Source organism: Chthonomonas sp., assembly GCF_035294505.1.
Classification (GTDB): Bacteria; Armatimonadota; Chthonomonadetes; order Chthonomonadales; family Chthonomonadaceae; genus Chthonomonas.
Genome location: NZ_DATGKU010000053.1, coordinates 12,707 through 38,065, shown reverse-complemented (window position 1 = coordinate 38,065; position 25,359 = coordinate 12,707). Strand labels below are relative to the sequence as shown.

The 25,359-nt window shown below is 53.6% G+C and carries 22 protein-coding genes; 11 read left to right on the top strand and 11 right to left on the bottom strand.

Features of this window, described 5'->3' with window-relative positions:
* Nucleotides 1-129 precede the first annotated feature (129 nt).
* Together VKV18_RS02600 and VKV18_RS02595 are read left to right on the top strand one after the other, a co-directional pair.
* Nucleotides 130-960: an outer membrane lipoprotein-sorting protein gene (locus tag VKV18_RS02600; protein WP_324202672.1), complete on the top strand. Its 831-nt coding sequence runs from the start codon at nt 130-132 to the stop codon at nt 958-960.
* A 2-nt stretch (nt 961-962) separates the two neighbouring features.
* The gene (locus VKV18_RS02595) at nt 963-2,516 is read left to right on the top strand and encodes an ArnT family glycosyltransferase (RefSeq protein ID WP_324202671.1); all 1,554 of its coding nucleotides are present in this window, start codon (nt 963-965) and stop codon (nt 2,514-2,516) included.
* Between the two features lies 1 nt (nt 2,517).
* Here the strand turns inward: VKV18_RS02595 and VKV18_RS02590 are convergent, their stop codons facing one another.
* The 9 genes from VKV18_RS02590 to VKV18_RS02550 all read right to left on the bottom strand — a co-directional run bounded on the left by VKV18_RS02590 (nt 2,518) and on the right by VKV18_RS02550 (nt 11,026).
* Nucleotides 2,518-3,033, bottom strand: a complete 516-nt coding sequence (locus VKV18_RS02590) for a BsuPI-related putative proteinase inhibitor (protein ID WP_324202670.1) — start codon at nt 3,031-3,033, stop codon at nt 2,518-2,520.
* An 11-nt stretch (nt 3,034-3,044) separates the two neighbouring features.
* Nucleotides 3,045-3,368 (bottom strand): hypothetical protein, encoded by a 324-nt coding sequence (locus VKV18_RS02585; protein ID WP_324202669.1) that lies wholly within the window; start codon nt 3,366-3,368, stop codon nt 3,045-3,047.
* Nucleotides 3,369-3,698: 330 nt separating this feature from the next.
* A complete protein-coding gene (locus tag VKV18_RS02580) occupies nt 3,699-5,321 on the bottom strand; it encodes a biotin/lipoyl-binding protein (protein ID WP_324202668.1) in 1,623 nt (540 codons plus the stop codon).
* A 5-nt stretch (nt 5,322-5,326) separates the two neighbouring features.
* Nucleotides 5,327-5,902, bottom strand: coding sequence for a MarR family winged helix-turn-helix transcriptional regulator (locus VKV18_RS02575; protein WP_324202667.1), 576 nt, complete (start codon nt 5,900-5,902; stop codon nt 5,327-5,329).
* A gap of 143 nt (nt 5,903-6,045) precedes the next feature.
* Nucleotides 6,046-6,786 carry an alpha/beta hydrolase gene (locus VKV18_RS02570; protein WP_324202666.1) on the bottom strand — a complete coding sequence of 247 codons (741 nt, stop codon included), beginning with the start codon at nt 6,784-6,786 and terminating at the stop codon, nt 6,046-6,048.
* A 226-nt stretch (nt 6,787-7,012) separates the two neighbouring features.
* A complete protein-coding gene (locus VKV18_RS02565; RefSeq protein WP_324202665.1) occupies nt 7,013-7,468 on the bottom strand; it encodes an OsmC family protein in 456 nt (151 codons plus the stop codon).
* A gap of 115 nt (nt 7,469-7,583) precedes the next feature.
* Nucleotides 7,584-8,444 carry a polysaccharide deacetylase family protein gene (locus VKV18_RS02560; RefSeq protein WP_324202664.1) on the bottom strand — a complete coding sequence of 287 codons (861 nt, stop codon included), beginning with the start codon at nt 8,442-8,444 and terminating at the stop codon, nt 7,584-7,586.
* Between the two features lie 17 nt (nt 8,445-8,461).
* Complete coding sequence (locus VKV18_RS02555) at nt 8,462-9,181, bottom strand: fused DSP-PTPase phosphatase/NAD kinase-like protein (RefSeq protein WP_324202663.1); 720 nt, start codon at nt 9,179-9,181, stop codon at nt 8,462-8,464.
* 21 nt (nt 9,182-9,202) lie between these two features.
* Entirely contained in the window at nt 9,203-11,026 is a 1,824-nt protein-coding gene (locus VKV18_RS02550) for a polysaccharide deacetylase family protein (RefSeq protein WP_324202662.1), read from the bottom strand.
* Nucleotides 11,027-11,235: 209 nt separating this feature from the next.
* On the opposite strand from VKV18_RS02550, the gene VKV18_RS02545 reads away from it, so the two are divergent.
* The 5 genes from VKV18_RS02545 (at nt 11,236) to VKV18_RS02525 (ending at nt 17,286) form a co-directional block, all read left to right on the top strand.
* Complete coding sequence (locus VKV18_RS02545) at nt 11,236-11,904, top strand: hypothetical protein (protein ID WP_324202661.1); 669 nt, start codon at nt 11,236-11,238, stop codon at nt 11,902-11,904.
* Nucleotides 11,905-12,060: 156 nt separating this feature from the next.
* Nucleotides 12,061-13,617 (top strand): ABC transporter ATP-binding protein, encoded by a 1,557-nt coding sequence (locus VKV18_RS02540; protein ID WP_324202660.1) that lies wholly within the window; start codon nt 12,061-12,063, stop codon nt 13,615-13,617.
* Between the two features lie 2 nt (nt 13,618-13,619).
* A complete protein-coding gene (locus VKV18_RS02535; RefSeq protein ID WP_324202659.1) occupies nt 13,620-14,756 on the top strand; it encodes an ABC transporter permease in 1,137 nt (378 codons plus the stop codon).
* Nucleotides 14,753-15,661 (top strand): ABC transporter permease, encoded by a 909-nt coding sequence (locus VKV18_RS02530; protein ID WP_324202658.1) that lies wholly within the window; start codon nt 14,753-14,755, stop codon nt 15,659-15,661. Before VKV18_RS02535 ends, VKV18_RS02530 begins: the two co-directional genes overlap by 4 nt.
* A gap of 173 nt (nt 15,662-15,834) precedes the next feature.
* Nucleotides 15,835-17,286, top strand: a complete 1,452-nt coding sequence (locus VKV18_RS02525) for a clostripain-related cysteine peptidase (RefSeq protein ID WP_324202657.1) — start codon at nt 15,835-15,837, stop codon at nt 17,284-17,286.
* A gap of 50 nt (nt 17,287-17,336) precedes the next feature.
* Here VKV18_RS02525 and VKV18_RS02520 read toward each other — a convergent pair whose 3' ends face one another.
* Nucleotides 17,337-18,461, bottom strand: a complete 1,125-nt coding sequence (locus tag VKV18_RS02520) for an aminopeptidase (protein WP_345786390.1) — start codon at nt 18,459-18,461, stop codon at nt 17,337-17,339.
* Nucleotides 18,462-18,679: 218 nt separating this feature from the next.
* Here VKV18_RS02520 and typA point away from each other — a divergent pair, with 218 nt between their 5' ends.
* The 4 genes from typA (at nt 18,680) to VKV18_RS02500 (ending at nt 24,048) form a co-directional block, all read left to right on the top strand.
* Entirely contained in the window at nt 18,680-20,509 is a 1,830-nt protein-coding gene (gene typA / locus VKV18_RS02515; protein ID WP_345786389.1) for a translational GTPase TypA, read from the top strand.
* Nucleotides 20,510-20,745: 236 nt separating this feature from the next.
* Nucleotides 20,746-21,570: a metalloprotease gene (locus VKV18_RS02510; protein ID WP_324202654.1), complete on the top strand. Its 825-nt coding sequence runs from the start codon at nt 20,746-20,748 to the stop codon at nt 21,568-21,570.
* A gap of 25 nt (nt 21,571-21,595) precedes the next feature.
* Entirely contained in the window at nt 21,596-22,768 is a 1,173-nt protein-coding gene (locus VKV18_RS02505) for a site-2 protease family protein (protein WP_324202653.1), read from the top strand.
* Nucleotides 22,769-22,842: 74 nt separating this feature from the next.
* Complete coding sequence (locus VKV18_RS02500; protein WP_324202652.1) at nt 22,843-24,048, top strand: C45 family peptidase; 1,206 nt, start codon at nt 22,843-22,845, stop codon at nt 24,046-24,048.
* Here the strand turns inward: VKV18_RS02500 and VKV18_RS02495 are convergent.
* On the bottom strand, nt 24,032-25,300 hold the full coding sequence (locus VKV18_RS02495; RefSeq protein WP_324202651.1) for an FAD-binding oxidoreductase: 1,269 nt from the start codon (nt 25,298-25,300) through the stop codon (nt 24,032-24,034). The two genes, VKV18_RS02500 and VKV18_RS02495, sit on opposite strands and share 17 nt — an antisense overlap.
* Nucleotides 25,301-25,359: the final 59 nt, after the last annotated feature.

Sequence of the window (25,359 nt, the reverse complement as noted above, 5' to 3'; positions counted from 1 at the left end):
CTCCGATCCGTTTTGACATTCCGCCTCTCTAAAGGCTATACTAAAGCTAACAAGGCAGTCCCATGGAAAACCTTGTGCCTGTAATTATACGTTAAATAGATACGATTCTATATTCAGGAGATAGGACAGTTGCATATCTCTGCAAGCTCTACGCGAACCTGCTTGACATTTCGCAAAGCTATCGCCATTTTCGGAGCCTTTATAGCCTTTATATTGTTATTGTTCCTATGCCTCCTCGGCTCTCCGTTACGTGCACAACATATCTCAGCTCGTAAAGCTCCAACCGACACCGACCTGGTGTCACAACTTACCGATCTTAAATCTCTTGAAGCGATCCTACATATCACCTCAAGTAACTCGGAGGTGCTTGCACATATCGGCCCCGATTTCGCCCGAAACTATGCCATTCATAAGCTACTGCTCCTCTATAAAGCCCCTGATAAGCTGCGGCTCGATGGACAATCTACTGCGTTTGGTGATGCCGTGTTGATCTATAACGGGCCCTACCGCTTCTACGCTGTGCCCAAGCTGCACCTAAGAAAAAAAGAGGATTTAACAGACCATCCCGTCCAACGCCAATCGCTTCTCGAATATGTGGGACTGATCACTCCCGAAACATTAGATTTCATGCAAGCCCATTTTGTTCAAACAGATGACAATCAGGGGCATCAACTCCTTGTGTTCGACCTCCACTACATCCATCACCCCAACAGCACCTACTACCGTATTTGGCTCGACCCTCAAACACATCTGGTTGTTAAACGCGAATGGTATTCTGCAGATGGCAAACTAAAGGCCGCATTTTGCTATCTCATGCCGCATCAAGTGGCTCCTTCTCTCTGGATACCCACTCATATCCAGGTGCGGGATGCAGATGGAAACCTCGCAGCCGATACGGAGCTTGAAAAAATTCATGTGAACGAGCCTCTTAGCGATGCACTGTTCGCTACGGGCAATTGAGAATGCAAGCCCCTTCCTCTCATCCAGAACAAGAGAAAAAATTTCATTTCGCAGCTCTTCTCTTTCTGCTTATTACTACTGCGCTACGCCTCCCCCTTCTCAAGGCAATTGATCTCGTCCCCGACGAAGCCTACTATTGGGACTGGTCACGGCATCTAGCACTCGGTTACTATGATCAGGGCCCCTTCATCGCCTATCTTATTCGCCTTACCACCGCGATCTTTGGCACAAACGAATTTGGCGTTCGCATAGGCGTCTGCCTGCTAACAGCAGGGACACTTTTCTGTATTTATCAACTCGCCCTGCTCTTCTTCTCCCCACAAGTCGGCCTCCTCACGCTCTTCTTATTAGCTCTATCTCCCCTCGTCGCCGTAGGCAGCCAAATCGCCACCTACGACCCCCCTCTCGTTTTTTTCTGGACGCTCGCTCTTCTTCTCATTGCAAAAGCTCTCTTTGTCTACAGTCCCTTTTCCCCCCAACAGCGCAGGACATGGCTTACCGCAGGCATCTCCTGTGGGTTTGGGCTGTTAAGCAAGCATACCATGCTTCTCCTTCCGGCCAGCCTGCTGCTTTACTTTCTCCTCACGCCCTCCCATCGCTTCTGGTTAAAGCGTTGGGAACCTTATGCGGCTCTCAGCATCACGTTGGTCATGTATGGGGGCGTCTTGTGGTGGAACGCACAGCATCACTGGTGGACTTTCCTGCATCTCTTTTTCTTAGTCCATCATCATGGTGGAAACCCATTGCGGCGCTTTGGCGATTTTCTGGCCTCACAAGCCCTTTTTATAGGGCCTGTTATTTTTCTAGGCAGCCTCGCTGCCAGCCTAAGTGCTCTGCGCACACATGCGCCGCTACAACAACGATTTCTTACCCTAACAGGCTTGCCCTCACTGCTTCTGTTTTGCCTGCTGGCTTTCAAAACGAAAGTACAGGCAAATTGGGTTCCTTTTGCCTATCCCTCTCTCTGTCTCCTCTGGATCGGTCGTCTTTGTTCTGCTAAAAAACATTACAGACCGTTCAACAACATCCTCTGGTTTAGCGCAGCGGCCATCTCCACTGCATTCCTTACTCTGCTCCTTTTCTTTCCTCGCCTGCGCATGGCGGTTGGCATCCGTATTCCCCCTAAGTCCGACATCACAAATACAGCATTCGGATGGCGCACGCTTGCCAAAAAGGTACAGCAAATTCGCACCGACATGGAGAGGCATGGGCATAAAGTGTTCATTTCAGGTAATGGCTACCAATATATTGCTCTCATGGCTTTCTATTTGCCCGACCATCCTCCTACTTACGATCTCTTTCTTCACTATCGGCTCGACATGTATGCGGCCTATGTTCAACAACTCAAACGACAACTCGGTGAAGACTCCATCTTCCTCAATGCCGGCAAAGCGAACGATGCCGATCTGCGCAAGGTTTTCACACGAGTTCAATGGCTACCCCCTGTTTACCTCTACCGGCGCCCTCTCTATAGCCGCCCTATTGCGACGATCTATCTCGCAAAATGTTATGGCTATCGCCTCTACACTGGCCTCCGTTGGGCGCAAGGAGGATAATCTACTTCACTTCAAACGTACAGGAGACCGAGGGTCGTGCCGTGCGTGGCATGGTTGTGAGGATGGCCAACAAAGTGTATTTCCCTGGTTTGAGAGGTGGAAGGCCCTCCGGGTGTTTCGCATCCTGAGGATAGATCGTCTCTTTGTAGGTGATCTCCTGTCCCGGCGAAAGAGCCTGCTGTATCACCACCTGCCCAAAAAGCCTCCCCTTCGACCACCGCCAGATTACCGGGCCTTTCAAATCCCCGCAGTGAATCTCAAAGTCGTAATGCTGCGTTGTGGCGAAGGCTAGCTGCTGCGAAGTTTTAGAGGTGTTAGTTACCTGGAACTGCACTACAATCGGCTCATCGGGTTTGTAGGTCTTTTTATCGAGTTTCAAGGTAAGCTTTAGGGGGTTTGAGGGCATAGGTGCTGGCGTCTCATTGCCTTCCCCCTGAGCGAATCCAAGGGCACAACTTACAATAAGCCCCAACAGAACGAACACGCTTATACTAAACATCTTTTGCCAAAGCCTCATGCTTGGCCTCCTTACTCCTGAGGAATACCCCCAGGCATGGTGCGGTAGATCGCCTCGATCTGGTCTTTCTCACGCTCGCTTGGCGCGTTCGTTGGGTCTACGGCAAGCGCCCTGCGATAGAGTAAAAGCGCCGCGCGATATTTGATCACCGGCTCGAGTTTATCGCTCACATACTCGATGGTATGCGCATAGTTATAGGCCGCGTTGACATAGGCCTTCTTTGCATTGGGATCATTGGGATGAGCTTTAAGCGCCGCCTCCGCCTGCGCGTACTTCTGCGCTAAAGGCTTTAAAGAGGGGTCATCCACAGGCGCCTCGGCAAGCGCTTGTGACAAGGTGGGCTTCTTCTCCTCAGAAGGGGCTGCAGCAGATGGTGCCGTGTTAGTCCCAGCAAAAGCATCTGGAGTCGTACTGCGAGATGCTGTACCACTATTTGCCGGCGCTGTGTTCACGCTTTGACACCCGGCAAGTACAACCAACAAGCCTCCAATTCCTAACGCCGTGCTGACTCTCATCAAGAAGAACTTGTTTCCTTTCTTTGATGTGCTTACCAATTTATAATACCCTGCCAACACACCTGGTGTTCCTATTGTCTCATCATCCAAAGTGAACAAGGGGCGGGTTCGGATTGGGAACCCGCCCCGCCCATCCCGAACATGAGCAGCCTACTTTACCTTCACACTCACCTCTACCGAAAGCCCGGCACGCAACTTATCCAACCCTGGCTGTTTTGGGTCGAACACGATCTTCACAGGCACTCGTTGCACAACTTTGGTGAAGTTCCCCGTCGCGTTATCGGGCGGAAGTAAGGTAAACACCGCTCCCGTACCCGAGGCCAACGAGTCGACATGCCCATGATAGGTTATGCCTGGAAATGCATCCACGTGAATCTCTGCGGGTTGACCGGGCTTCATGTTGGTGATTTGGGTCTCTTTAAAGTTAGCGACCACCCAAATATCGTTATCTGGCACCATCGCCATAAGCGCCTGCCCCGGAGCCACCTGCTCGCCGATCTCTACGGTCTTGGCATTGACGCGGCCGGTTACCGGTGCATAGATTCGGGTATCTTGGAGATGAATTTCCGCCTCATGCAAAGCAGCTGCAGCCTGGGCGATGCGTGCTGCCGCCGTATGCGCGTTCGATTTTTGTACGGCAACCTGGGCAGGCGCGGTTTCGGCTTGCTGCAACTGCGCCTCGGCCTGTTGAACACGCGCACGTGCCGCTTCTACATCCTTCTGAGCGGCCAGATACTGGGCTTTGGCCTGCTTGGCGTTGTCCTTGGCCGCTTTGATGCCATAAAGCGCTGCAGCGTACTGCGCGCGAGCCTGTTTTAAATTGGCCTGAGCGGTTGTTACCTCTTGCTGGGCAGAGTTCAAGGCTGCCTGTTGCTCTCCCACCAAAGCCTGAGCTTGGCTAACGGCCTGCTGCGCGCTTTCAAGCGCAGCTTGCGCCGCGATAGCAGCCGTGTCTGCAGCATCGCGCGTTTGGGCGCTAACGGCATCTTCCTGATAGAGCTGGTCATAACGCTTGGCATCTGTAGCCGCTTGCTTGGCTTTGGCCTGCGCAGCGACCACATTGGCCTTGGCCGATTGCAGAGTGGCCTCTGCATCGGCAAGCTTTTGACGAGCCGCCTGCACACCTTGTAACGCCTTTTGATAAGCGGCCTCGGCTGCCACAACACCCGCCTGTGCCGTCTTGGCCGTCTGCAGAGCGGTCTGCACTCCTGTCTGTGCTACCGCATAAGCAGCCTCAGCCCGGCTGACATCCGCGGAGGCCGTTTCGACCCCCGTTTGTGCCTGGGTCACTCCGGCTTCTGCTTGGGAAATCTGGGCCAGGGTCGTCTGTTGTGTGAGGTCAACACCGGTATTTGCCCCTTGTGCAGCGGCGATGGCCGCTTTCAAATTTGCCTTCGCCTGCTCTACAGCGGCACGATAGGTCGAATCGTCCAACACGACAAGCAACTGCCCTGCTTGCACATGTTGGTTATCGGTCACATAAACCTTCGCGACACTACCGCTCACTTGGGGTGTTATTTGAACGACATCTGTCGTGAGATAGGCATCGTCGGTCGAGACATGGGTAGAGGCATAGCGCCAGTAGGAATAGCCTACGATGCCCCCAATGATGAGGGCAAAGAGAAGAACGACTAAACCCACTTTCTTTACCCAATCTTTTCGCTTCGACCCTTGCGCCTCTTCCGCCTCTAACCCATCGGAAACGGTCGTTGGCGCCTCTACTTTTTGCTCCGGCTCAAGCAGTACGCGACCATCGCGGTTTTCTTCACTCATTCTTTCTACTCCTCCGTTCTCACCTCACAAAACGGTAACGACTTCTCAATGCCCGTTTCCTGCAGAGTCTTCTCTACGCTTCTGCGCAGCTTGAGAAGAAGATGTGTTAACATCCGTCGCTCCTCTTCCGAAAGTTCGCCCCAAAGATGCCTGATCCAACGATACTGCTCGGGCATAAGCGCCTTTATAAGCGCTTCTCCCTCTGTGGTAAGCTCTGCGAGCACAACCCGTCGGTCGTGTGCACAGGCTTTTCGCCGAATCAGGCCACGACGTTCCAGAGCGTCCGCAAGCTTTGTGATGTTGGAGGGTGAGACCGCCACATTCATGTGCTCGCCGATATCCGACATCTGGCGTTGCTTATCGGGCGCCTTGTAAAGAACAACGAGAAAGTTATAGTGCGCAGGAGAAAGCTCCCACTCTACCAAACGTGCGGCGAGAGCTTCATAGATCACCTTGTGCGTCCTCAACAGGTGCACGAGGTTCTCGATAGCTAAGAGGGTGCATGGGTCATCTTCCTCCATGCGCTCACGAATGGAGCGAACAAGCTCCTCATCTCGTAAAAGTTCCTTCTTGGTTCTCATGCTATCTTGTTACCCAGTGTTTCGGTCGTATTTGAAATATCTCTGATATATCTTTCGCCGTGATATGTTTTATTTTTGAAGAACATTGTTGGATGCCTCTGCCTGCCTGAGGAAATTTAGAATCGTTGTGAGAAAGTCAGGTTTCATTGGTGTTGTGAAGTGATCGGCGTCGCGAATGACAACGATATTCCCACGGCTAAAGGCCTGAGGGCTGCCTCGACATACTGCTTGGTGGATGTCCAATCTCGTTCACCATATATAAACAATACAGGGCGTTGGTAACGCCTTAACTCTGAAGCTGTAACAGTGATCTGTCGAAGACTGTGGTTTGCTAGGGCGAGAGCGGTGCGATCTTGGGGACCAAACAGCAGGGTGGATACCATCTGTAGGCCCTTGTCTTTCTGCCATTTTTCTACAAAGGCGTCGTTCTGCTCTAAATCCTTAGGGCTCCAATGTATCACGGGGGCACCTCCGGCAAAGATCGCACTGAGAACACGCTCGGGATAGCAAGCAACAATTTTCCCAACGAGAATCGCACCCATCGAGTAGCCAATGAGATGTGCTTGCTGGATATGTAAGTGATCTAATAATCTCACAACGTCTAAGGCCATCTCACAGCCGTAGGCTTGCGGTTCGTGTGGCTTGTCACTGAGGCCATGCCCTCGGCAATCAACAGCAATAACATGAAAGTTTTTTGAAAGACTCCAGAAAATGGAGTTATCCTTCTGCTTAGTCCCCCACATTCGAGAACTCGCCATCCATCTATGTATCAATACAACGGCCTGCCCTGAGCCTGCCTGAACATAATGTATCCGAGTTCCGTTCGAGTTGAAGAACCCCTCTTCTGCTTGGCAACCCTTAATAGGAAAGAGATGTAATCCCATCACTCCTAGTAAAAGACCTAAAGCTGTCTGCCCCGGGCCTGCACGACGAGGCCTGGCGATGAGGGAAGATCGTATCCGCGTCATAGAATTATTCACCGGTAAATAATACACCGGAGAATATTCAATGGTTCCACTAAATGCCCTATTCCCCGTAAGCCACAAAAAAAGTTAGGGCGTGAAGCCCTAACTCACATCTGCCTTACTCCTTGTGCGCTTTGGAGTCTTTTCAAGCTTCGGCAATTTCGGGTTCGACACTTACCTCCACATTGCCACGTAACGCGCACGAGATCATACAGTACTCCTCTGCTTTGTGCGCGCATTCAACCGCTGTTCGCTGCTGCGCCTCATCCGCATTCACGAGAAACAGTTTAGGCCGTAATCGGATCGCCGAAAACTTCAGCACTCGATTGGGTTGGCGTACCACCTCACCCTCCGCATCCACCACAATGCGCTCAAGAGGAAGGCGGCGCTTTTCGGCTAAGATAGACAGCGTGATGCTATAACAGGCGATCACCGCCCCCAACAACAACTCCTCCGGATTGGTGCGCCCGGGCTTCCCCCCAAACGCCTCCGGCACACCAAATGGCAAATGAGCTCCCCGTGGTGAGGTGAGCATGCCATCACCATCGCTGTTTCCGTTCCAAACCCCATGCAAAGTAAATAGATGTCGCTCTTCGCTCATTCCTACCTCCTACGATGTTCCTATTGGCAGTGCCTCAGTAGTATGATCTACGCCTGAGTAGGTAAAAAAACCACACCACGAAGAAATCTGTACGTGTTATGCCGCCTACCTGTAATCAACGCCAGGCGCGGGCCACATCGGATAGCGCCTGGTCAAAACAGAGAATAGCAGCGTATCGGTGCACCAAATAGAGGTTTGGTGAGGCGCAGGCGTTGCCTCTATCTTCCGTGAAGGCTATCTTGTACCCCGTACGATAAACATCCTCCGCAACACGCAAATCGTGCTTGTCACACGGATAAACGAAGGCATAAACCGGTATCCCCAAATGCAGTTCGATGGAGCGCCGTGAGTTTACTAACTCCTTGACGATCTGCTTATCTGACAACAGCAGAATGTTTTCGGGGTGGCTCTGGGTTAAGCTCTGAACATCAATCAAACCACTCTGAACCATGGTGCGGAGCATGTCCCATGTGTTATGGCGCTTATCTGTCATTACCCCAACATAGCCGGTATGTACAAAAAGGGTAGCCGGATAGCCATACTTGCGCAAAAGCGGGAATGCATAGTAGTAGATGCCTTGATTGTTGTCGTCAAATGTCAACGCTATAGGCCTTGGGGGAAGTGGGGTATCTTTCGTAAGATGATCATAGAGTTGACGAAGCGTAATAACGTGAAAACCACCTCGATGGATCAGCTCAAGCTGCTTACGAAAGGTAGATAAGGTCGTATCAAACCAAACCTGCTTGGTTTTTGGCACAATGTCATGCCAAACCAACACGACAGCAAACTGCTTAGCTGCTCCAGGTACCGGCTTCGGCAACATGCTTTCAGAAAGGATGGGCGCTTTCCTTAACGCCATTTTGCGTCTATGAACGCCCTCATGATGCTCGCCCCTCACCACTCCCACTCTTAGCCAAAGCGCCGTGGAAAGGAGGCCGAGAGTCGCCCCCCACACAACATATCGAAAAGCACGCATAAGCCAACACCGATCTACTAAGGTTTTAATGTTCTATGTTCTAAAAGTGCCTCCACTTTGGCCCGCTCTTGCTTCGCCTCAGGCGAACCTGGTTGGTATCTCTGTACCGTAGCAGCCAGCTTATGCAGGTAGGGCTTAAAACCGTATTTTCGCATCTCAGAATAGGTTTTTTGGTAGTTCCAGCCCTCATATATCTCTCGATAGAGACCAACCATACACCCTGTTCGGTCGGCTCCGTACTGACAGTGCACGTAGACCGGCTCCCGGTCAGGATCGCGGACTATCGCTAAAAAGGTGTCTATTTCCTTTTGAGTCGGTGGTTCGGCACTCATAGGTAGATTTACATAACGCATCCCGGCACCCTCTACCAGCTTACGCTCCGCAGCCACATGCTTTGGGGCTATCCGTAAATCTATTACGGTTTTAACCCCCAATGCCTTCAAACAGGAGACACCTTTCGGGGTCGGAGCAGCGCCTCTCAAGAGAAATGGCTCTACCACGTGAAAATTTGAAAGCGTCTGCTGCGCCTCTCTCAATGCCGCCCCATGGAAGGATGTTGGTTGTGTGGCCTGAGGTAAAGCGGACCGCAAACCCGATGCATTTTCGGCGCTTGTCACCTCGCTTGTAGGAGCATGGGCATTCGCTCTTTCTTTTGCTCCTTGATCCGCGTTATTGCAGGCCCCAAGCAGGCAGAGAACGAAGAGGCTATAAACCACCAAAACTCCATGACGTCGCAACTCATTTCTCCCCAAAGCTCTTTACCTGTGGCGTCTACGATGTCGCCGAAAATAGTGAGCTGCTCCGGCAGTACTATCGGCGGAAAGGGCATCCTGCAAGGTTGCAGCGCCTTCCCCGGCAGCGAGCGGCGCGTCCGATGGGGGCGGTGGGGCGTTCGGGTCGGCGTTCCCGATGAGAAATAGCGCGTGCGGCACGGGGCGGCTTGGAACTCCCGGCTCCGAATGCCCAGAAACCAGCACATGATTCTGCCAGATAAGGCTGGTGCTAAAACCAGAATCAAGGAGCCAAGCCTCCTGTACGCCCATCTTCTCCAAGAGATGTGATAGTACCTCCGTGCTAATGCTATCTCGCGTGGCCCCCAACATATAGCGGCCTTGAGCATCAATGCCCACAAAGGCGCGATGCCGCGGATCGTTGAGATCGGAGGAAGACCAACGTCGCATCTCCTCAGGCGGCAACGCCTTCCCATAATGCACTATCCAGCCTCCGGCTAAAAAGGCATCGGTCACATCCGGTAATAGTTGCTGCAGAACCGCTTGCGATCCACCGAAACAGGCCGCATAAGGCACCACCAAACAGTGTGTCGGGCTAAACAGGATGAGTGGCCTCCCCTCAAGGCGTGGGTCATCCGAAGGGTCAGAAGGTTGATAGGTGCCATTTACGCTACTCAAACAAGGGCCGATCATCCCGCCTGCATTGCTGGCAATGCGGGCATCGGCAAAGAAAGTGCCGTTCAGGGCGGCTATCGCCCCCACCTGCTGGGCCATATCCCCCACCGTATCTCGATGATCCAGCGTCTCCGTAGTTAGACTTCCCCCTGCAATCCAGTCTACAGGATAAGCACCTCCTGTAAAGGTGCCTCTCTCCAAAGGACTGTCATGAATCGCCACGAGGCGAGGTAGAGGAGGTTCGATAGCTTGTTCACCCCGCCAGACAGCCAACACGTCCTCAATGCGTTTCGGAGTCAAACGAGGCAAAAAATAGCGTGGAGCTGGGCTTGCAGCCCACCCTCTGTTCATGGTAAATGCGGCGAGATAACCCGCCTGCTGGGCTGCCAAGGCCACACGCGCGTCACAGTTTCCACTTGGATAAGCTAAAAAAAGTGCCGGATGCCCCAAATGCACCTCAATAGAGTGTTTGGAAACCTCCATCTCCTCTTCAAGCTGATGATCGGAGATTTTGGTGAGGTCTTCCGGATGCGTCACCGTGTGCGATTCAACCGTGATCAGCCCTGTACTTTCCGCCGCCTTTAGCTGCTCCCACGTCATGTGGGGCTTTACCGTGGTAACCCCCACCGAACCGGTCTGCACAAAAAAGACGGCTGGGAAATGATATTTTTCGAGAATAGGCAGTGCCTGTGTAAACTGCCCTAGCGTACAGTCGTCAAAGGTCAGCAGTATAGGATGCGTGGGCAAGGGTTTACCTAAACTGAGATGGTCGTAAAACTGCTGAATCGTTATTGGGTGCGCCCCGGCCTCTGCTAGCTCCTGCATCTGACGGGCAAACTCCTCGGTGGTTAAGTCGAACCAGACCTGCTTGCGAGGCACCACATCATGGTACATAATCACCGGGATGGGTTGAGTTCCGGCGGTTAACAGCCCTGGAGTGTCGGAGCTGGCGGTTGAATCTAGGCTCGAAAGCACGTTGGTAGCCGCAGCAGAAACGCTCTGTACAATTCCTGTAAAGGAAGACGGACGCTGATGCGCCCGATAGCGCCATCCGAGCACGGTACCAAGTGCACCACATCCAAACGCAACGAGGATCAGTAAGCCACCAAAGAGAAGCCGACGCCAACTGCGTCCCCTTCTATCCCGTGAGGTTTTTATTGGTTTTCGGTGTCTCATACGCTTCAAAGAATACCCTAGAAAGGCCTTGTGCGTCGAACCCCCTAACATACAAAGACATTTATTTGCTTGACATTATCTTATAGGCGTGATAAGATACCATAGAGCTTAAAGAACTACGTGACTACTAGGGTAATCCATAGCTCTTCCTTCATAGCTTGTGGGCAGGGCTATTTGATTACAAATAAACCTAGGTCTAGGAGGAAACAATGACATCGGCTCGTGCACCTGCTGTGTTGACAGGTCTTCTCTTTGGCGGTCCTGTCCTCGTTGGTCTGCTTCTCGCAGCCGGATGCGGAGGGAGTTCATCCGGTGGCCTTCCGGGAGGCACCACAACTTTAGCTCAGGTCACACGCGGTCAGTACCTTGTTACCTCGCTTGGTTGCTCTGACTGCCACAACGGTGGAAAAGACGACCCAAGCGACCCGCAATGGCTTGCCGGCTACACCAGCTCACGCCCCACCGCTCAATTCCAGATCGGTCCCTTCACTACCTATGCCGCAAACATCACCCCTGACATGAACACCGGACTGGGTAACTTCACCGATCGGCAAATCTACAACGCCCTCAAATATGGCCTCGACCCTATGTTTACACCCGATGTGGTCATTACCTCCACAACGCCCGGCCAAGGCAACTTCCCCACCACACCGCACTACCTTGCACCTCCCATGCCATGGCCGTCGTTCCGCCATCTGAGCGATGACGATCTGTGGGCTATTGTGGCCTATATCCATCACGGTATTAAGGCCGTAAGCAATTCAGTGCCCGCTAGCCAAGGGCCGCCCGATTTTTGGGCAAGTACCTACGATCCAAGTAAGATCGGCCCGGCAACCATTCCACCCTATCCATCGGGCAACGAGCAGTTCCAGCCGTAACCATCCAACCTAACTTAAAAAATTGCGGAGGAGAGACGCTGGTGTCCTCTCCTCCGCTACAATTGACACCGTTCTCCTCACTCCGCTAAAATATCTACCATGGGGCTGCCATCGTCTGAACCAAAGCCGACCTCCTACTCCGATTATATCGTGAGAATGGAACATATCACCCGCCGTTTCCCCGGTGTCGTTGCAAACGATGATGTGCATCTTGATGTTAAACGAGCTACCTTCCATGCACTGATTGGGGAGAACGGCGCGGGAAAGTCTACCCTTCTTGGCATCCTGTACGGTCGTATTCTGCCGGATGAAGGCCGTATCTTTATTCATGAACGCGATGTAACAAAGGAGCTCCGTTCTCCGGCCGACGCTATCCGGCTAGGTATCGGCCTCGTAAGCCAACACCATGCGCTGATCCCGGCTCTCACCGTGCTCGAAAACATTCTTCTGGGTGTCGAGCCTACCTCTGTGGGTGGCCTACTAGCTCCATCCCAAGCGATCAACCGTATTCAAGAGTTGGCCGTGCAGTTGGGACTAGACCCCGCCGTGCTGAAACAACGTATCGAGCAGCTTTCGCTGGCTACTCTACAAAAGGTCGAAATCCTTAAGGCACTCTACCGCAATGCCCAAATATTGCTTCTAGATGAACCCACGGCCACGCTTGCACCTGCCGAAGTCGAGGCGCTTTTTAGCCTACTCCATCGGCTGGTTGAAAACGGAACTACGGTTGTCTTTGTTACCCACAAACTGCGTGAGGTCATGGCCCATAGCGAGTATATCACTGTTCTGCGACGTGGTCGAAACGCGGGTGACTTCCAGACCGCAAACGTTCAACCAGAACAGCTCCTAGCGGCCATGCTCGGAACGTCAGAAAGCGACATCCAAACCCGCCTCCTTTCCGGGGCTACCGTCTCCAGCGTTACAACCGCTGAACCAACATCAGCTGCTAACTCTTCACTCCCACTACTCAAACTTGAACACATCTCGGTACGTAATGATCGCGGCGCTTTGAGCCTCCAAAATATCTCTTTGCAACTCTTTCCCGCCGAGATCGTAGGCGTTGCCGGGGTGGATGGCAGCGGACAGAAGGAACTCGCAGAGGCCATTACAGGGCTACGTAGTGTGGAATGCGGGAGTATCTTCCTCGATAATGAGGAGATCACTCGGCAGAGCGTGGCCTACCGTAGAGACAAGGGCATTGCCTATATCCCGGAAGATCGGCATCAAGAGGGGTTGGTGCTCGATTTTAGCGTTGCCGAGAACTTGCTCTTAGGGCATGAGTTTCAAACGCGATGGGGCGGAGGGTACCTCATCAATTATAAGGTGCTGCATCAACTGGCTGCCGACATAGTGAGCCGTTACGACGTACGCCTAGGGCGTGCAGAAGTGCTAACTCCTGTGAGAACGCTTTCAGGTGGCAACCAACAGAAAATCGTCATTGCAAGGGCCTTAGAAAGCCGACCACGCCTCCTCATTGCCTATCAACCAACACGTGGCCTCGACATAGGGGCGACTCGATTCGTCCACCACGCACTGCAGGAAGCCGCTGCCAAAGGAGCCGCCATCCTCCTTTTTTCCCTCGATTTGGATGAGATACTCCTTTTAGCCAACCGCATCGTCGTGCTTTACAATGGCCACATTGTTGGCACCCTATCGCGTTCCGACGCAAGTGTGGAGCGTATAGGCCATCTCATGACAGGAAGCGCCGCGTAACCATGGTTCCAACAGTTATCTCACGTCCAGGCTTTCTCCATTCTCTTACCAGCATTGCAGCCGCTCTGCTCGTGGCCGCCTTGCTTCTCGGCCTATCCGGCTATAATGTGGCCATGGCGTTCGGTACCCTTTGGAGTGGAGCAACTGGGCTTATCGCCGGACCAGCTCAAGGAAGCCAGCAGGTTCCGCTAGGCCCCATGCATCTTGATCTCTTCCAACTCGCCCAAACCCTTACCCAGTTTATTCCGCTACTGCTCTGTGGCTTGGCCGTGGCCGTCGGTCTGCAAGCAGGCCTTTTCAATATCGGCGGTCAGGGCCAGTTTATTGCAGGTGCTGTCACGGCCGCCGCCGTGGGTATTGCGTGGCCTACCCTGCCAGCGCTTTTCCATCTTCCCCTAGCCCTACTTGCCGGCACGCTCGCCGGTGCCCTTTGGGGAGGCCTTGCCGGGCTTCTTAAAGCATGGCGCCAGGTAAACGAAGTGGTCTCTACCATTATGCTCAACTATGTGGCCGACAACATCGCAAACTATCTTATCACGCATAGCCTCAAAGACCCCCACAATCAGGCCCCACAAACAGCTGCCGTATCGGCAAGTGCGACATTGCCTATTCTCGTCGGTCACACAAACCTCTCCTTCGGGCTTTTCCTCGCCCTGCTTGCCGTGCCCGCGCTTGGCTTTCTTGTGAAGCGTACGGCTCTGGGCTTCCGAATTCGAGCGGTAGGGCTTAACTCCAAAGCAGCCCGTGTAGCCGGACTGCCGGTAAAACAGACCTTGGTTGTCACCATGGCGCTCTCAGGCGCCCTAGCAGGCCTTGCGGGAACCATCCAGGTGCTTGGAGCACAACATCGCTACTTCCCAAACCTTGCAGGCACCTATGGGTTTGATGGCATTGCGGTCGCTCTCCTGGCCGGCATTGATAGCACCTCCGTGTTTTATAGTGCCCTCTTCTTCGGCGCCCTTGCCGGCGGGGCAGGCTACATGCAAGACCAAACAAATATCCCCGATTCTATAGGTCGCATCATCCAAGCCATCATTATCCTCTTCGTCGGCATGCGATTCCTGTTTTATCAGCGCAAAAGAAAGCCATTGCCAACCCCTCCAGAAACGATACCTGTTCAGGATTCCACCGCACCATGACCTCTTTATCGAGTCTACTGGCTCTTCTCATTGCAACGCTCTATAGCGCAGTCCCTCTCATTTTGGCTGCTATGGGCGGCGTGCTCTCGGAACGTTCGGGCGTCGTCAATATCGCTCTCGAGGGTTTTATGCTTATCGGTGCCTTTGTGGGCATCTGGGGTGAAACCCTTGCCGATCATCACGGCTTCCCTACCCTTAATGCCAGTCTTATAGGCATTCTCGCTGTCATAGCCGTTGGAGCCTTGCTCGGTCTCCTGCATGCGTTCTTCACCCAGCGCACCAAAATGGATCACGTGGTGAGCGGCCTCGGAATCAATCTACTTGCCGCTGGTGTAACTCACTATGCGTACCTCACGCTCTACCCAAACGGAGTGGAGGTGCAAGGCCTATCCAGAGCCTCCTTCCTCTATCTAACGATGCCCCTACCCTTCTTTATCTTTTTGCTTCTCTATCGTACCCGTTTCGGACTGCGCCTACGGGCCTCCGGCGAAAGTCCTGAAAACGCCCTCCTTAGTGGCATGAAGCCTATCCCCGTCCGCTATATTGCCGTTACGCTTTCGGGAGTTCTAGGCGCACTTGGCGGTGCCTATCTCTCCATGGCCGACGCCCATAGTTTCTCCACCGATATGTCGGCAGGAAAAGGCTATGTGGCTCTCGCAGCGGTGATCTTTGGTAAGTGGAACCCTCTAGGGGCGGCCCTCGGCGCCCTTTTCTTCGGCTTTTTCTACGCCCTTCAAACCCAGCTTCAGATCAGCAACATCCATCTTACCTTCCTTGGTGTAGATTGGAGCAATCCCTACATTCTTGATACCCTGCCCTATCTTATGACCATAGCCGCTTTGCTTAGCGTCGTTGGGCGCATTGTTCCTCCGGCCGCTTTGGGCCGGCCTCTCGATGAAAACTAGAGGAAAACTTCTCGTGTCCTAGCGCAGTCTAACGAAGTAAATCCGGCCCTCTTCTCACCAGGGCGACCCGTCACATTACCGTTGAATCTATGTTAAAATACTCTTACCCCCTTCATCCCCCCGCTCATGGCGCAGCCAAGAGTTACAATTTAGGCAATAGGACAAAACACACGATGAACATTCGTTTCAAGTTTTCTCGTTTTAGCACGCTTGTGGGCGTTTTAGGGCTTGTAAGTGCCTTGCTTTCTGGTTGCGGTGGCGGAGGAAGCTCCGGCGGCGGTGGAGGTCCCGTTCCTTCCGGCTTGCCTGCCCCCGGCACCAGTCCCTACACAAGCTCTCGCCAGGCCACAGCAGCAGCCTGCCAACCGAACCCGCATCAATCCGGCAGGGCGCGCTGGACGGTGCTTGTCTACATCAACGCGGCCAACAACCTTCAACCGGATAGCCTACTGAATGTGGGCCAAATGGCCTCTGTTGGCTCCGATGGAACGAACCTCAACATCGTTATCCAATGGAAACAGGCGAATAACTGTCCCTATTTCTCTTCCGTTAACAACTGCGGCAATCCCTCTTTTGTTGGGACCCACCGCTACTACATTCTGCACCACTCGGCGGCGGATGTGGCTGCCATAGAAAACGGGGATACCTCTTCTCTTGAAGACCCTCAGGAGCGCCTTCCCGATCCGTCTACCAATGTCAACGGAACCTCGGATATGGGTGATTGGCATGTTCTTGCCAACTTCATCCAATGGGGCGCCACAAACTATCCTTCCGACCATCTTGCCGTTGTGATCTGGGATCACGGCTCCGGCGCGTTGCCGGTGCTGAATCGTTCTGCCGGTCGTCAAGCTGTCACGCGGGCAGTTTCTCAAGATGCGAATACCGGCAACCAGATCACAACCCAACAGCTCGCGCAAGCGCTTGCTGCCTCTCCTCGCCCCATAGACGATCTCATCATAGACTGCTCGCTACAATGCACCGCCGAAGTGGCCTACCAAGTCCGCAATGTGGCACGAGTCATGGTGGCCAGCGAAGAAAGCCCCCCGGGAACCGGCTACCCATACGACACATGGTTGCAGGCAATCAAAAATGGGGGCGGCACCAACCCGTGCGATATGGGCAACATTCTCATCCAAGACACCCTCTCCACCTATGCCAGCCCTAGCTACACCGACATCACCCAGGCCATGGTAGACCTCTCGCAGATGGGCAATGTGGCACAGGCCATCAACGCTTTCGGTGGCAGCCTGCTTCAGCACGTCAACGACCAGGCCAATCTCATCTACAACGCGCGCTTCAATGCCCAATACTTTGAATTTCCGGAATACAAAGACCTCTACGACTTTGCCGATCTCATCCGCACTTCCCCAGGCGTTCCCACCGACCTCGCCCAGGCGGCCTTCAACGTGGAAAACGCCCTCTACGGCCCTTCAGGAGCGATTCTCGCCTTCGGCCATGGCTCCTCCAATGAGGCAAAAGCCAGCGGCATGTCCATCTATCTGCCCGGGCCGCAAGAACCAAGTTCGGTAGACTATTCGGTGGGCTACGATCCTGTCTACAGCGGCCTCGCCCTCGCCCAAGATGCCCCCAATTGGCCCCAGTTCCTCCAGAATCAACAAAAGTGATTCTTCTCAAAGTGTCTAGGAGCGTAAGCTCCTAGACACCGCCTCTAATTCTACACAACCAGCTTATCGGGGTTGAGACCTGCCAACTCCTCTAAAACGAACAGCCCGTCTTTGCGCACGAGCTTATCGTCAAAGTAGATTTCACCTCCTCCATACTCAGGCCGCTGAATGCAGACCATGTCCCAGTGTATTTGCGAGCGGTTCCCGTTATCTGCCTCCTCATACGCTTGCCCCGGCGTAAGATGAAAGCTACCGGCAATCTTCTCATCGAAAAGAATGTCTTTCATCGGCTTTAAAATGTAGGGGTTGAAGGCCAGCGACCACTCGCCGATATAGCGCGCCCCCTCATCCGTATCGAGAATGGCATTGAGCTTCTCGGTCTCGGCTTGTGCCGTTGCCTCCACAATGCGCCCTTTCTTAAATGTAAGCCGAATGTTCTGAAACAGTGTTCCCCGGTAGAGCGTTTCGCAGTTGAACTGAATGGTGCCCTCCACCGAATCTCGCACCGGACAGGTGAACAGCTCGCCATCGGGTATATTGCGTTCTCCGGCGCACCCTACGGCAGGAATACCGCGAATGCTAAAGGCCAATTCGGTGCCCGGCCCAACAATTCGTACCCTATCGGTGCGCTCCATCAGCTCTCGCAAAGGCTCCATTGCCTTCGCCATTTTTCCATAATCCACCTCCGTGCAGACGCGGAAGTAAAAATCTTCAAAAGCCTCTGTGCTCATGCCGGCAGCCTGAGCCATACTTGGATGGGGCCAGCGAAGCACCACCCAACGCGTTTTAGGAACACGCACCTCGGAATGCACATAATGCCACCAATATTTCTCATAAATCGCCATTCTCTCCGAGGGCACGTCCGATAGCTCCGCGATGTTGTGGCTGCCTCGTACCCCCACATAACACTGCACAGCCTCCATGCGGGCACGCTCCACAGCGCCGATTGTGCGCATCTGCTCTTCTGTGGCCACTTGAAACAACGCTCTTAAAACCGGCTGCTGATAGGTGCTCACCATTGGCTCGCCACCGGCCGCCGCTATCGCCCGTATCAACGCCACCGTAAAGTCCGACAGGATGTCAAAAGCCTCGATAAGTACCTTATCTCCTGCCTTCACCTGCATCGAGTGGGTCACCAACAGCTCGGCTAGCTTGTCGTATCGTGGATCTCTCATCATTTCCCTCCTTACACCCTTGTTGGGGCGCCAAATCTTTCGCCCTGCTGATAGGCCTTTTCTGCCCCAACCATCAAAAATCCTGCTTTCTCAAAGCGGTTTTTAACATCGGTTCGCTTTTGAAGCAAAATAGGGTATTCTTTATATAGGCAATGCGTTATCTGTTCACAGATCGCATTATAGTCTCTACCATTCGAAAGTTAGATAGCCTTTCAAATATGCATCTGAGCACCATTCGCAATATTGCAATTATCGCCCACGTGGATCATGGCAAAACAACCCTTGTAGACGGCCTGCTTCGCCAGGGAAATGTCTTTCGAACAAACCAAGATTTGGGGGAACGTATCCTCGACAGCAACGCTCTGGAGCGAGAACGCGGCATCACCATCGTCAGCAAAAACACCTCTGTCTTCTACAAGGATACTCTCATCAACATCGTAGATACCCCCGGCCATGCCGACTTTGGCGGTGAGGTCGAGCGCGTGATGAGCATGGTAGATGGCGTCCTTCTTCTCGTAGATGCGGTAGATGGCCCCATGCCACAAACCCGATTCGTAACCGCCAAAGCCCTCGCCATGGGGCATAAGGCGATCCTCGTCGTCAACAAAATTGACCGGACGGATGCCAGGCCCGATTGGGTCGTTGACCAAACCTTCGATCTCTTTGTGGAACTAGGCGCCAACGATGCCCAACTCGATTTTCCCATCGTCTACACCTGTGCCAAAGCAGGCACCGCGACACGCGATCTCAGTCAACCGGGTCGTGACCTTAAACCCCTTTTTGAAACCATCCTTTCCCATATTCCGGCCCCGCAGGGTGACCCAAACGCGCCTTTCCAAATGCTCGTGTCCAATCTCACCTACGATGACTATCGCGGACGCCTTGCGGTAGGCAAAATCTTTGCCGGCACCGTTCATCCAAACGATAATGTCGCCGTTATTGGCCGAGACGGCCAACTGCGACCGGCCAAAGTTGTTAGCGTGTTCGTTTTTGAAGGGCTTAAAAAAGCGGAGCGCGCTCGAGCCCAAGCCGGCGAGATCGTGATCCTCTCCGGCCTCGAAGATATCGCCATCGGTGAAACCATAACCTCTCGTGATACCCCGCAACCAGTTCCGCCCATTCAAGTCGAAGAGCCAACTCTGCGGATGAGCTTTGGCGTGAACACAAGTCCACTCGCCGGTCGCGAAGGGCAGCACGTTACCAGTAGAAAACTGCGCGAACGCCTTTTCCGAGAGCTAGAAACGAACGTGAGCCTCAGAGTTGAGGAGACAGATAGCCCGGATGTGTTCCTGGTCAGCGGGCGCGGCGAACTTCACTTGGCGGTACTCATCGAAACAATGCGGCGTGAGGGCTTCGAGTTCCAGGTCTCTCAGCCAGAGGTGATTTACCATCAGGATGCCGATGGACGGAGGCTCGAACCCTATGAACAGGTGCAAATTGAGGTGGCAGAAAGCTATCGCGGCATCGTTATCGAACAGATGGGGCGCCGCCGGGGCGAACTGCAAAATATGTGGCAAGAGAGCGGTAACGTCCATTTCGCTTATCTGGTGCCCACACGAGGCCTGCTCGGCCTTCGCAATGAACTGCTAACGGCCACCCGCGGCACCGCCGTCATCAACAGTCTGTTCGCCGGCTACCATCCCTACGCCGGCGACATCAGTCGTGCCGGTCGGGGTTCTCTCCTCGCCACCGAAATGGGCACGGCAACACACTTTGGCCTCTCCAACGCAGAAGAAAGAGGCACCCTCTTTATCGAGCCGGGAACGGAGGTCTATCCCGGCATGATCGTCGGGAAACATCAAAGAGATAGCGATCTCGAAGTGAATGTGTGCAAGACAAAACACCTCACCAATATTCGCTCTTCAACCGCCGAGATCGCCGTGCGCCTTACTCCCCCCACCATTCTAAGCCTTGATCAGGCTCTAGAATATATCGGGCCGGATGAGCTTGTGGAAGTTACCCCAAAATCCATTCGTATGCGTAAACGCATCCTCGATTCCAATCTTCGCCGCCGCCTCGAGAAAGCCCTCATCGGCACAAAATCCTAAACACATCCTCACACCTCGGCTCAGTTGCCCTCTAACTTCTCAAACAGCACAGGGGTACGTAAACACCATCAGATATATGCCGAGTATATGCCGAGAGCACCTCGGCAGCCACAAAGACGCACTCAAAGCCCCACTCACCGGCCGCTGCGCCGCCGTCTAGTGTGCTGAAAAGGAGGAAATAAGAGATGAATATAGTATCTTAATGTAATAGGTAACCATACGGAGGAAAGTCTCAAATGGCATCTCAACCACCACCGCAATACAGACCGCGACATCGAGCGAGCCGTGTGACTTTACCTATTGCCAAGGTGAAAGGCGTATCTATCGAGTTGCATGCCACCCTTCTCTTGCTGGTGGCCTTCTTCGCCGTGTCGGTGATAAGCAACCCAAGCCATTTTGGGGCAACTCTCGGTTTAACCCTTCTTGGGCTTCTGTGTGTGGGTACCAGTGTCCTGTTCCACGAATTCGGACACGCCTTTATGGCTTCACGACGCGGACTAAGGGTCTATCGGATCGTTCTCGGCATCTACTTCGGTTATACCGTACGTGAAAGGTCTTCTAACCCAAAAGACGATCTACTCGTTGCGATGGCAGGCCCCGCCGCTTCGCTCCTGTTAGCCCTGCTTGGCTTCGCCATTTTCTACGCGAACGATCTGCAAATCTCCGCCCTGTTCTCAAGCCAACCCTTAGACCTCGCCTCCATAAACGAACCGGCCCGAACGGTGGTGACTTTCTTCGCGCTACTCGGACTATATAACCTCTGGCTCTGCTGTTTTAACCTGCTGCCCCTGCCGCACTTCGACGGTGGGCATATCCTCAAAGCTCTCTTTACCATCGTAAGTCCCACGCGCTCTGCCCAGCTCTCTCACGCGCTTACAAACTTACCAACGCCCACCATCCATCTAGTTGGCATCTTCCTTTCCCTCATGCTCGTGCTTATCGGCTATCTGCTAAGCACCCATAACCAGTCTGCAGGCATGGGCATCGCCTTCGTAATCGCTATTCCGCTTTTCGCCGTCTCCATTTTGGGTATCATACGCTATCTCTTTCGACGTAGATAGAATAAACGAGGGAAAGGAGCGTTGTATGACAAACTTCCCACCACAACAACCGGAAAATCGGACGGCATCGCCACCCCAAGGGCCCCAACATCCTGCCGATTCAAGCTCCCTTCGCTTGGCGGTAATCGCCGGCATCCCCATACGCATTCACTTTACCTTTTTACTGCTGCTTGTCTTTGTGGCGGCAACGGGGCTTGGTGGCAATCAAGGTCATACCTGGATCAGCGTGATCTATGTGATCTTGCTCTTCGCTTGTGTGCTGCTCCATGAACTCGGGCATGCCCTCACCGCCATGCGTTACGGCATCCGCACCTACGACATCGTCCTCTATCCTATAGGAGGCGTAGCGAGACTGCAAAACTTACCGGACGTGAAGTCGGAACTCTGGATCGCTTTGGCCGGCCCTGCCGTTAATGTTGTGATCGCGGTTCTGCTTGGCATCGCGATCGCAGCAGCAGGTGTCCCCTTCGATCCCTCGCGAATCCCCGCACCCGTACCACGGCTCGTCGTAGATCTCTTCTGGTCTAATATCGCTCTTTTCGCCTTTAATATGTTGCCTGCCTTTCCAATGGATGGCGGGCGCGTTCTGCGCTCGTTCCTCGCCCAACGCATGGATGTGCTGGCGGCTACCCGAATCGCCGCCAGCATCGGGCAGGGACTAGCTCTGCTTTTGGGGCTTTGGTCCATCTTCACCCTCAATCTGCTACTTCTCATCATCGCCGTTTTTGTCTTCGTGGCAGCCAGCCAAGAGGCGAATGCCTACCAAACGCATGTGTTGGCTACAGGGCACACCGTGCGCGAAGCTATGCTGCGCGACTTCCATACCCTTAGCGTCGGTGACACGTTGCGCACCGCCGCCGAAAAGCTGCTTTCCGGCAGCCAACACGATTTTCCGGTTGTCTTCGGCGAGGAGGTGCAAGGGGTGTTGACACGCGCCGACCTGCTTCGTGGCCTCGCACAGGAAGGGCCCGATGCCTACGTGGCCGGCGTGATGCAGCGAGACTTTACCTATGTCTACCCTGATACCGATCTGGAACAGGTACTTCAGGCGTTTACACCCAATCACCCCATCCTGGTAATGGAGCCGCCCCAGACGCCAAACACCTCGCCGAAACTCATCGGCATGCTAAACCAAGAAAACGTGCTCGAATTCTTAATCATCTCGCGCTTTAACTCGCGGCCACCTCGCTCAGACTAACGGTGCGGTAACCAGCAGGAATCGCGAGTTTAAACAACGAACTTATTTTTCACGCTACCGAATGGAGGCTGGCTATGCGAATGACGCGTTTTTACATCAATGCCCTTGTCTTGTTGATGCTCGCCATCGGCACTTGCCCGCTGCACGCAGCGCAACCACCGGTAAACGTGGCCCTGCACGGGAAACGCTTTACCATTGGAACCGGTGACAACCGCCTAACCGTTCTCTATCTCCGGGGCACCCCGTATGAAATGGGTTATGCTCACGGGAAACTCTGTGCAAAAGAGGTGCGCTATCTGGCCGAGCAGGTTGCGCCGCTGATGATGCTAGGAATGGGTTGTTCTCCCTCTCGCGTGGATGCCATCTGGAAGCTCTATGAAAAACATCTACGTCCCGACTATCTCGAAGAGCTGAAGGGGCTAGCGGACGGTTCCGGCGTTCCTTTAAGAGATATCGAGCGTCTGTCGGCCATTCCCGACATCTCTCAATGGAGTTGCTCTTTCTTTGCTGCTGATGGGAAAGCAACGGAACACGGCGACCTCATCCAGATACGAGCGCTTGACTACACCACCGATGCCGGTATTCAAAAGTATCCCGCCCTCATCGTCTACGAACCAAACCATGGTGTGCCTTTTGTGAGTGTAGGTTGGTTGGGCTTCTGCGGAGTGGTTACCGCGCTGAATGCAGATACCATCGCCATGTCGGAAATAGGCGACGATTGGGACAAAAAAACAAATAATTTCGACGGGCGTCCCCTCACCTATGTCATGCGCGATGCCGTGCAGTTCAGTAAAACGCTTCAAGAGGCGATTCATCAGGTGCGCGACTACCCACGAACGCTCTCCATCCTCTACTGCCTTTCATGGGGCAAAACCGGCCAAATGGCCGCCCTGCAAACCAGCCATGATAAGTGCTATGTGTACAACTCGACCGATCTGCCCTTCCCTACCAAACCCGGCATGGTCTATATGTCAATGGGCATGCATAGCGACTGGAACGCCAAACTCGGCCATGTGCTCCTCCAAGACTATGGCCACATCACCGTCCCGGTTGCCGAGCAGATCATGCATCAGCTGAAAACCGGCAGTCTTCATGCCGTGGTCTTTAAACCGGCCACGGGCGACCTTTGGGTGGCCAACGCCACAGCGCACCAAATGGCTTACGATAGGCCATTCCTGCATTTCAATCTGTTCAAAGCGCTGTCCGACCCCTTCTTCAAACAACCGGTGCCTTCCACTACAGCGCAAAAAACATCCCTAGCACCTACAAGCGCCCGATAAAACGGCCGGGGTTAAAGGTGTTCTGTGGATCAAGCGACTGCTTGAGTTGTTTTTGCAACGGAAAATCCGCTCGTAAGTGACCCCATCGCTCCTCATCTTCAAGATCGGGGGCAATGGGGTCTAATCGTGTCCAAATAAAACGTGACTGAGGCGACGGCAGCAGTGCCCGAACACGCTTCGGTGAAAGCAGATCAAACGCCTCCGCAGCGATGTCTACGATCCCACATGCACAATCCGCCGTTACCAGCAGGCCTGATGCTACACCGAGCCGCTCTAAAAGAGAGACCACTTCGGTCGGCAAGCAAGAGATGCGTACCGCCAAAGGCGTCGTATCGGATAGCCGTGCCAAGCGATTTTGCCACTCCTGCTGCCTCTCCTGCGATAGCTCCTCAGGCGCCATAGAAACGCCAAGCTTTCTTACAAGATCGGTATAGGCCTCCGTTTGCCAATCTACACGTCTTTGGCTACCCTGCAGAAATAAGACGACCTGAGGACGTAAAGTAAGCTCGTTGGTAACCCAGTAGCCCACAGCGGCAAGCTGCGCCTGATAAAGCTCAAAGGCTATCCTTGCCCCTGTGGCAAGATCGGCTACATCCCAAACAAGAGTGCGTTGAAACGCCGGGGCGGCATGGACCTTGAACGTTAACTCGGTAAGAAAGCCCAGAGTTCCCCACGACCCGGTAAAGAGCTTACAAATATCGTAGCCGGCCACGTTTTTTACAACCTTACCTCCGCCTCGAACCTCAACGCCTCCAGATATCACCGCGCGAACGCCGATCAAAAGGTCGCGTGGAGTTCCATAAGCTACCCGCCCAAAACCGCTCTGGGCGCTGGCCACAATCCCACCTAATGTAGACCTATCTGGCAAAGGCACATCGAGCGCCAAACGCTGATGATGTTCCGCCAGAATACGCTGCAAACTTGCAAGCGTCATTCCGGCTTGCACGGTCACCGTGAGGTCATCCGGTTGATAATCTATGAGGGCATCCAGATGCGCACTGCTCACCAACACCGTAGGCTTGCTCGGCCCATAGCCGGTATGCAGGCGTGTTCCCCCACCTACCGGAACGACGCCAACACCTGCCTCTTCCAGCCTGCATATCAACGAAGCAAGCTGAGAAGTCTCCCTAGGACATAACATAGCCAAAGGGGGTGGTTGCCACCAGGTTGGCCAGGGAAAAGCGTCAGAGGAGAGGACTCCATCGTCCCCAACGATGTCACGAAGTAAATCTAGCAAGCTATCGGCTGTCACGTGTGTTAATTTCGCGAAAGCATAGTGGAAATCCTGCTGATCATAAAAACATGAGGGAG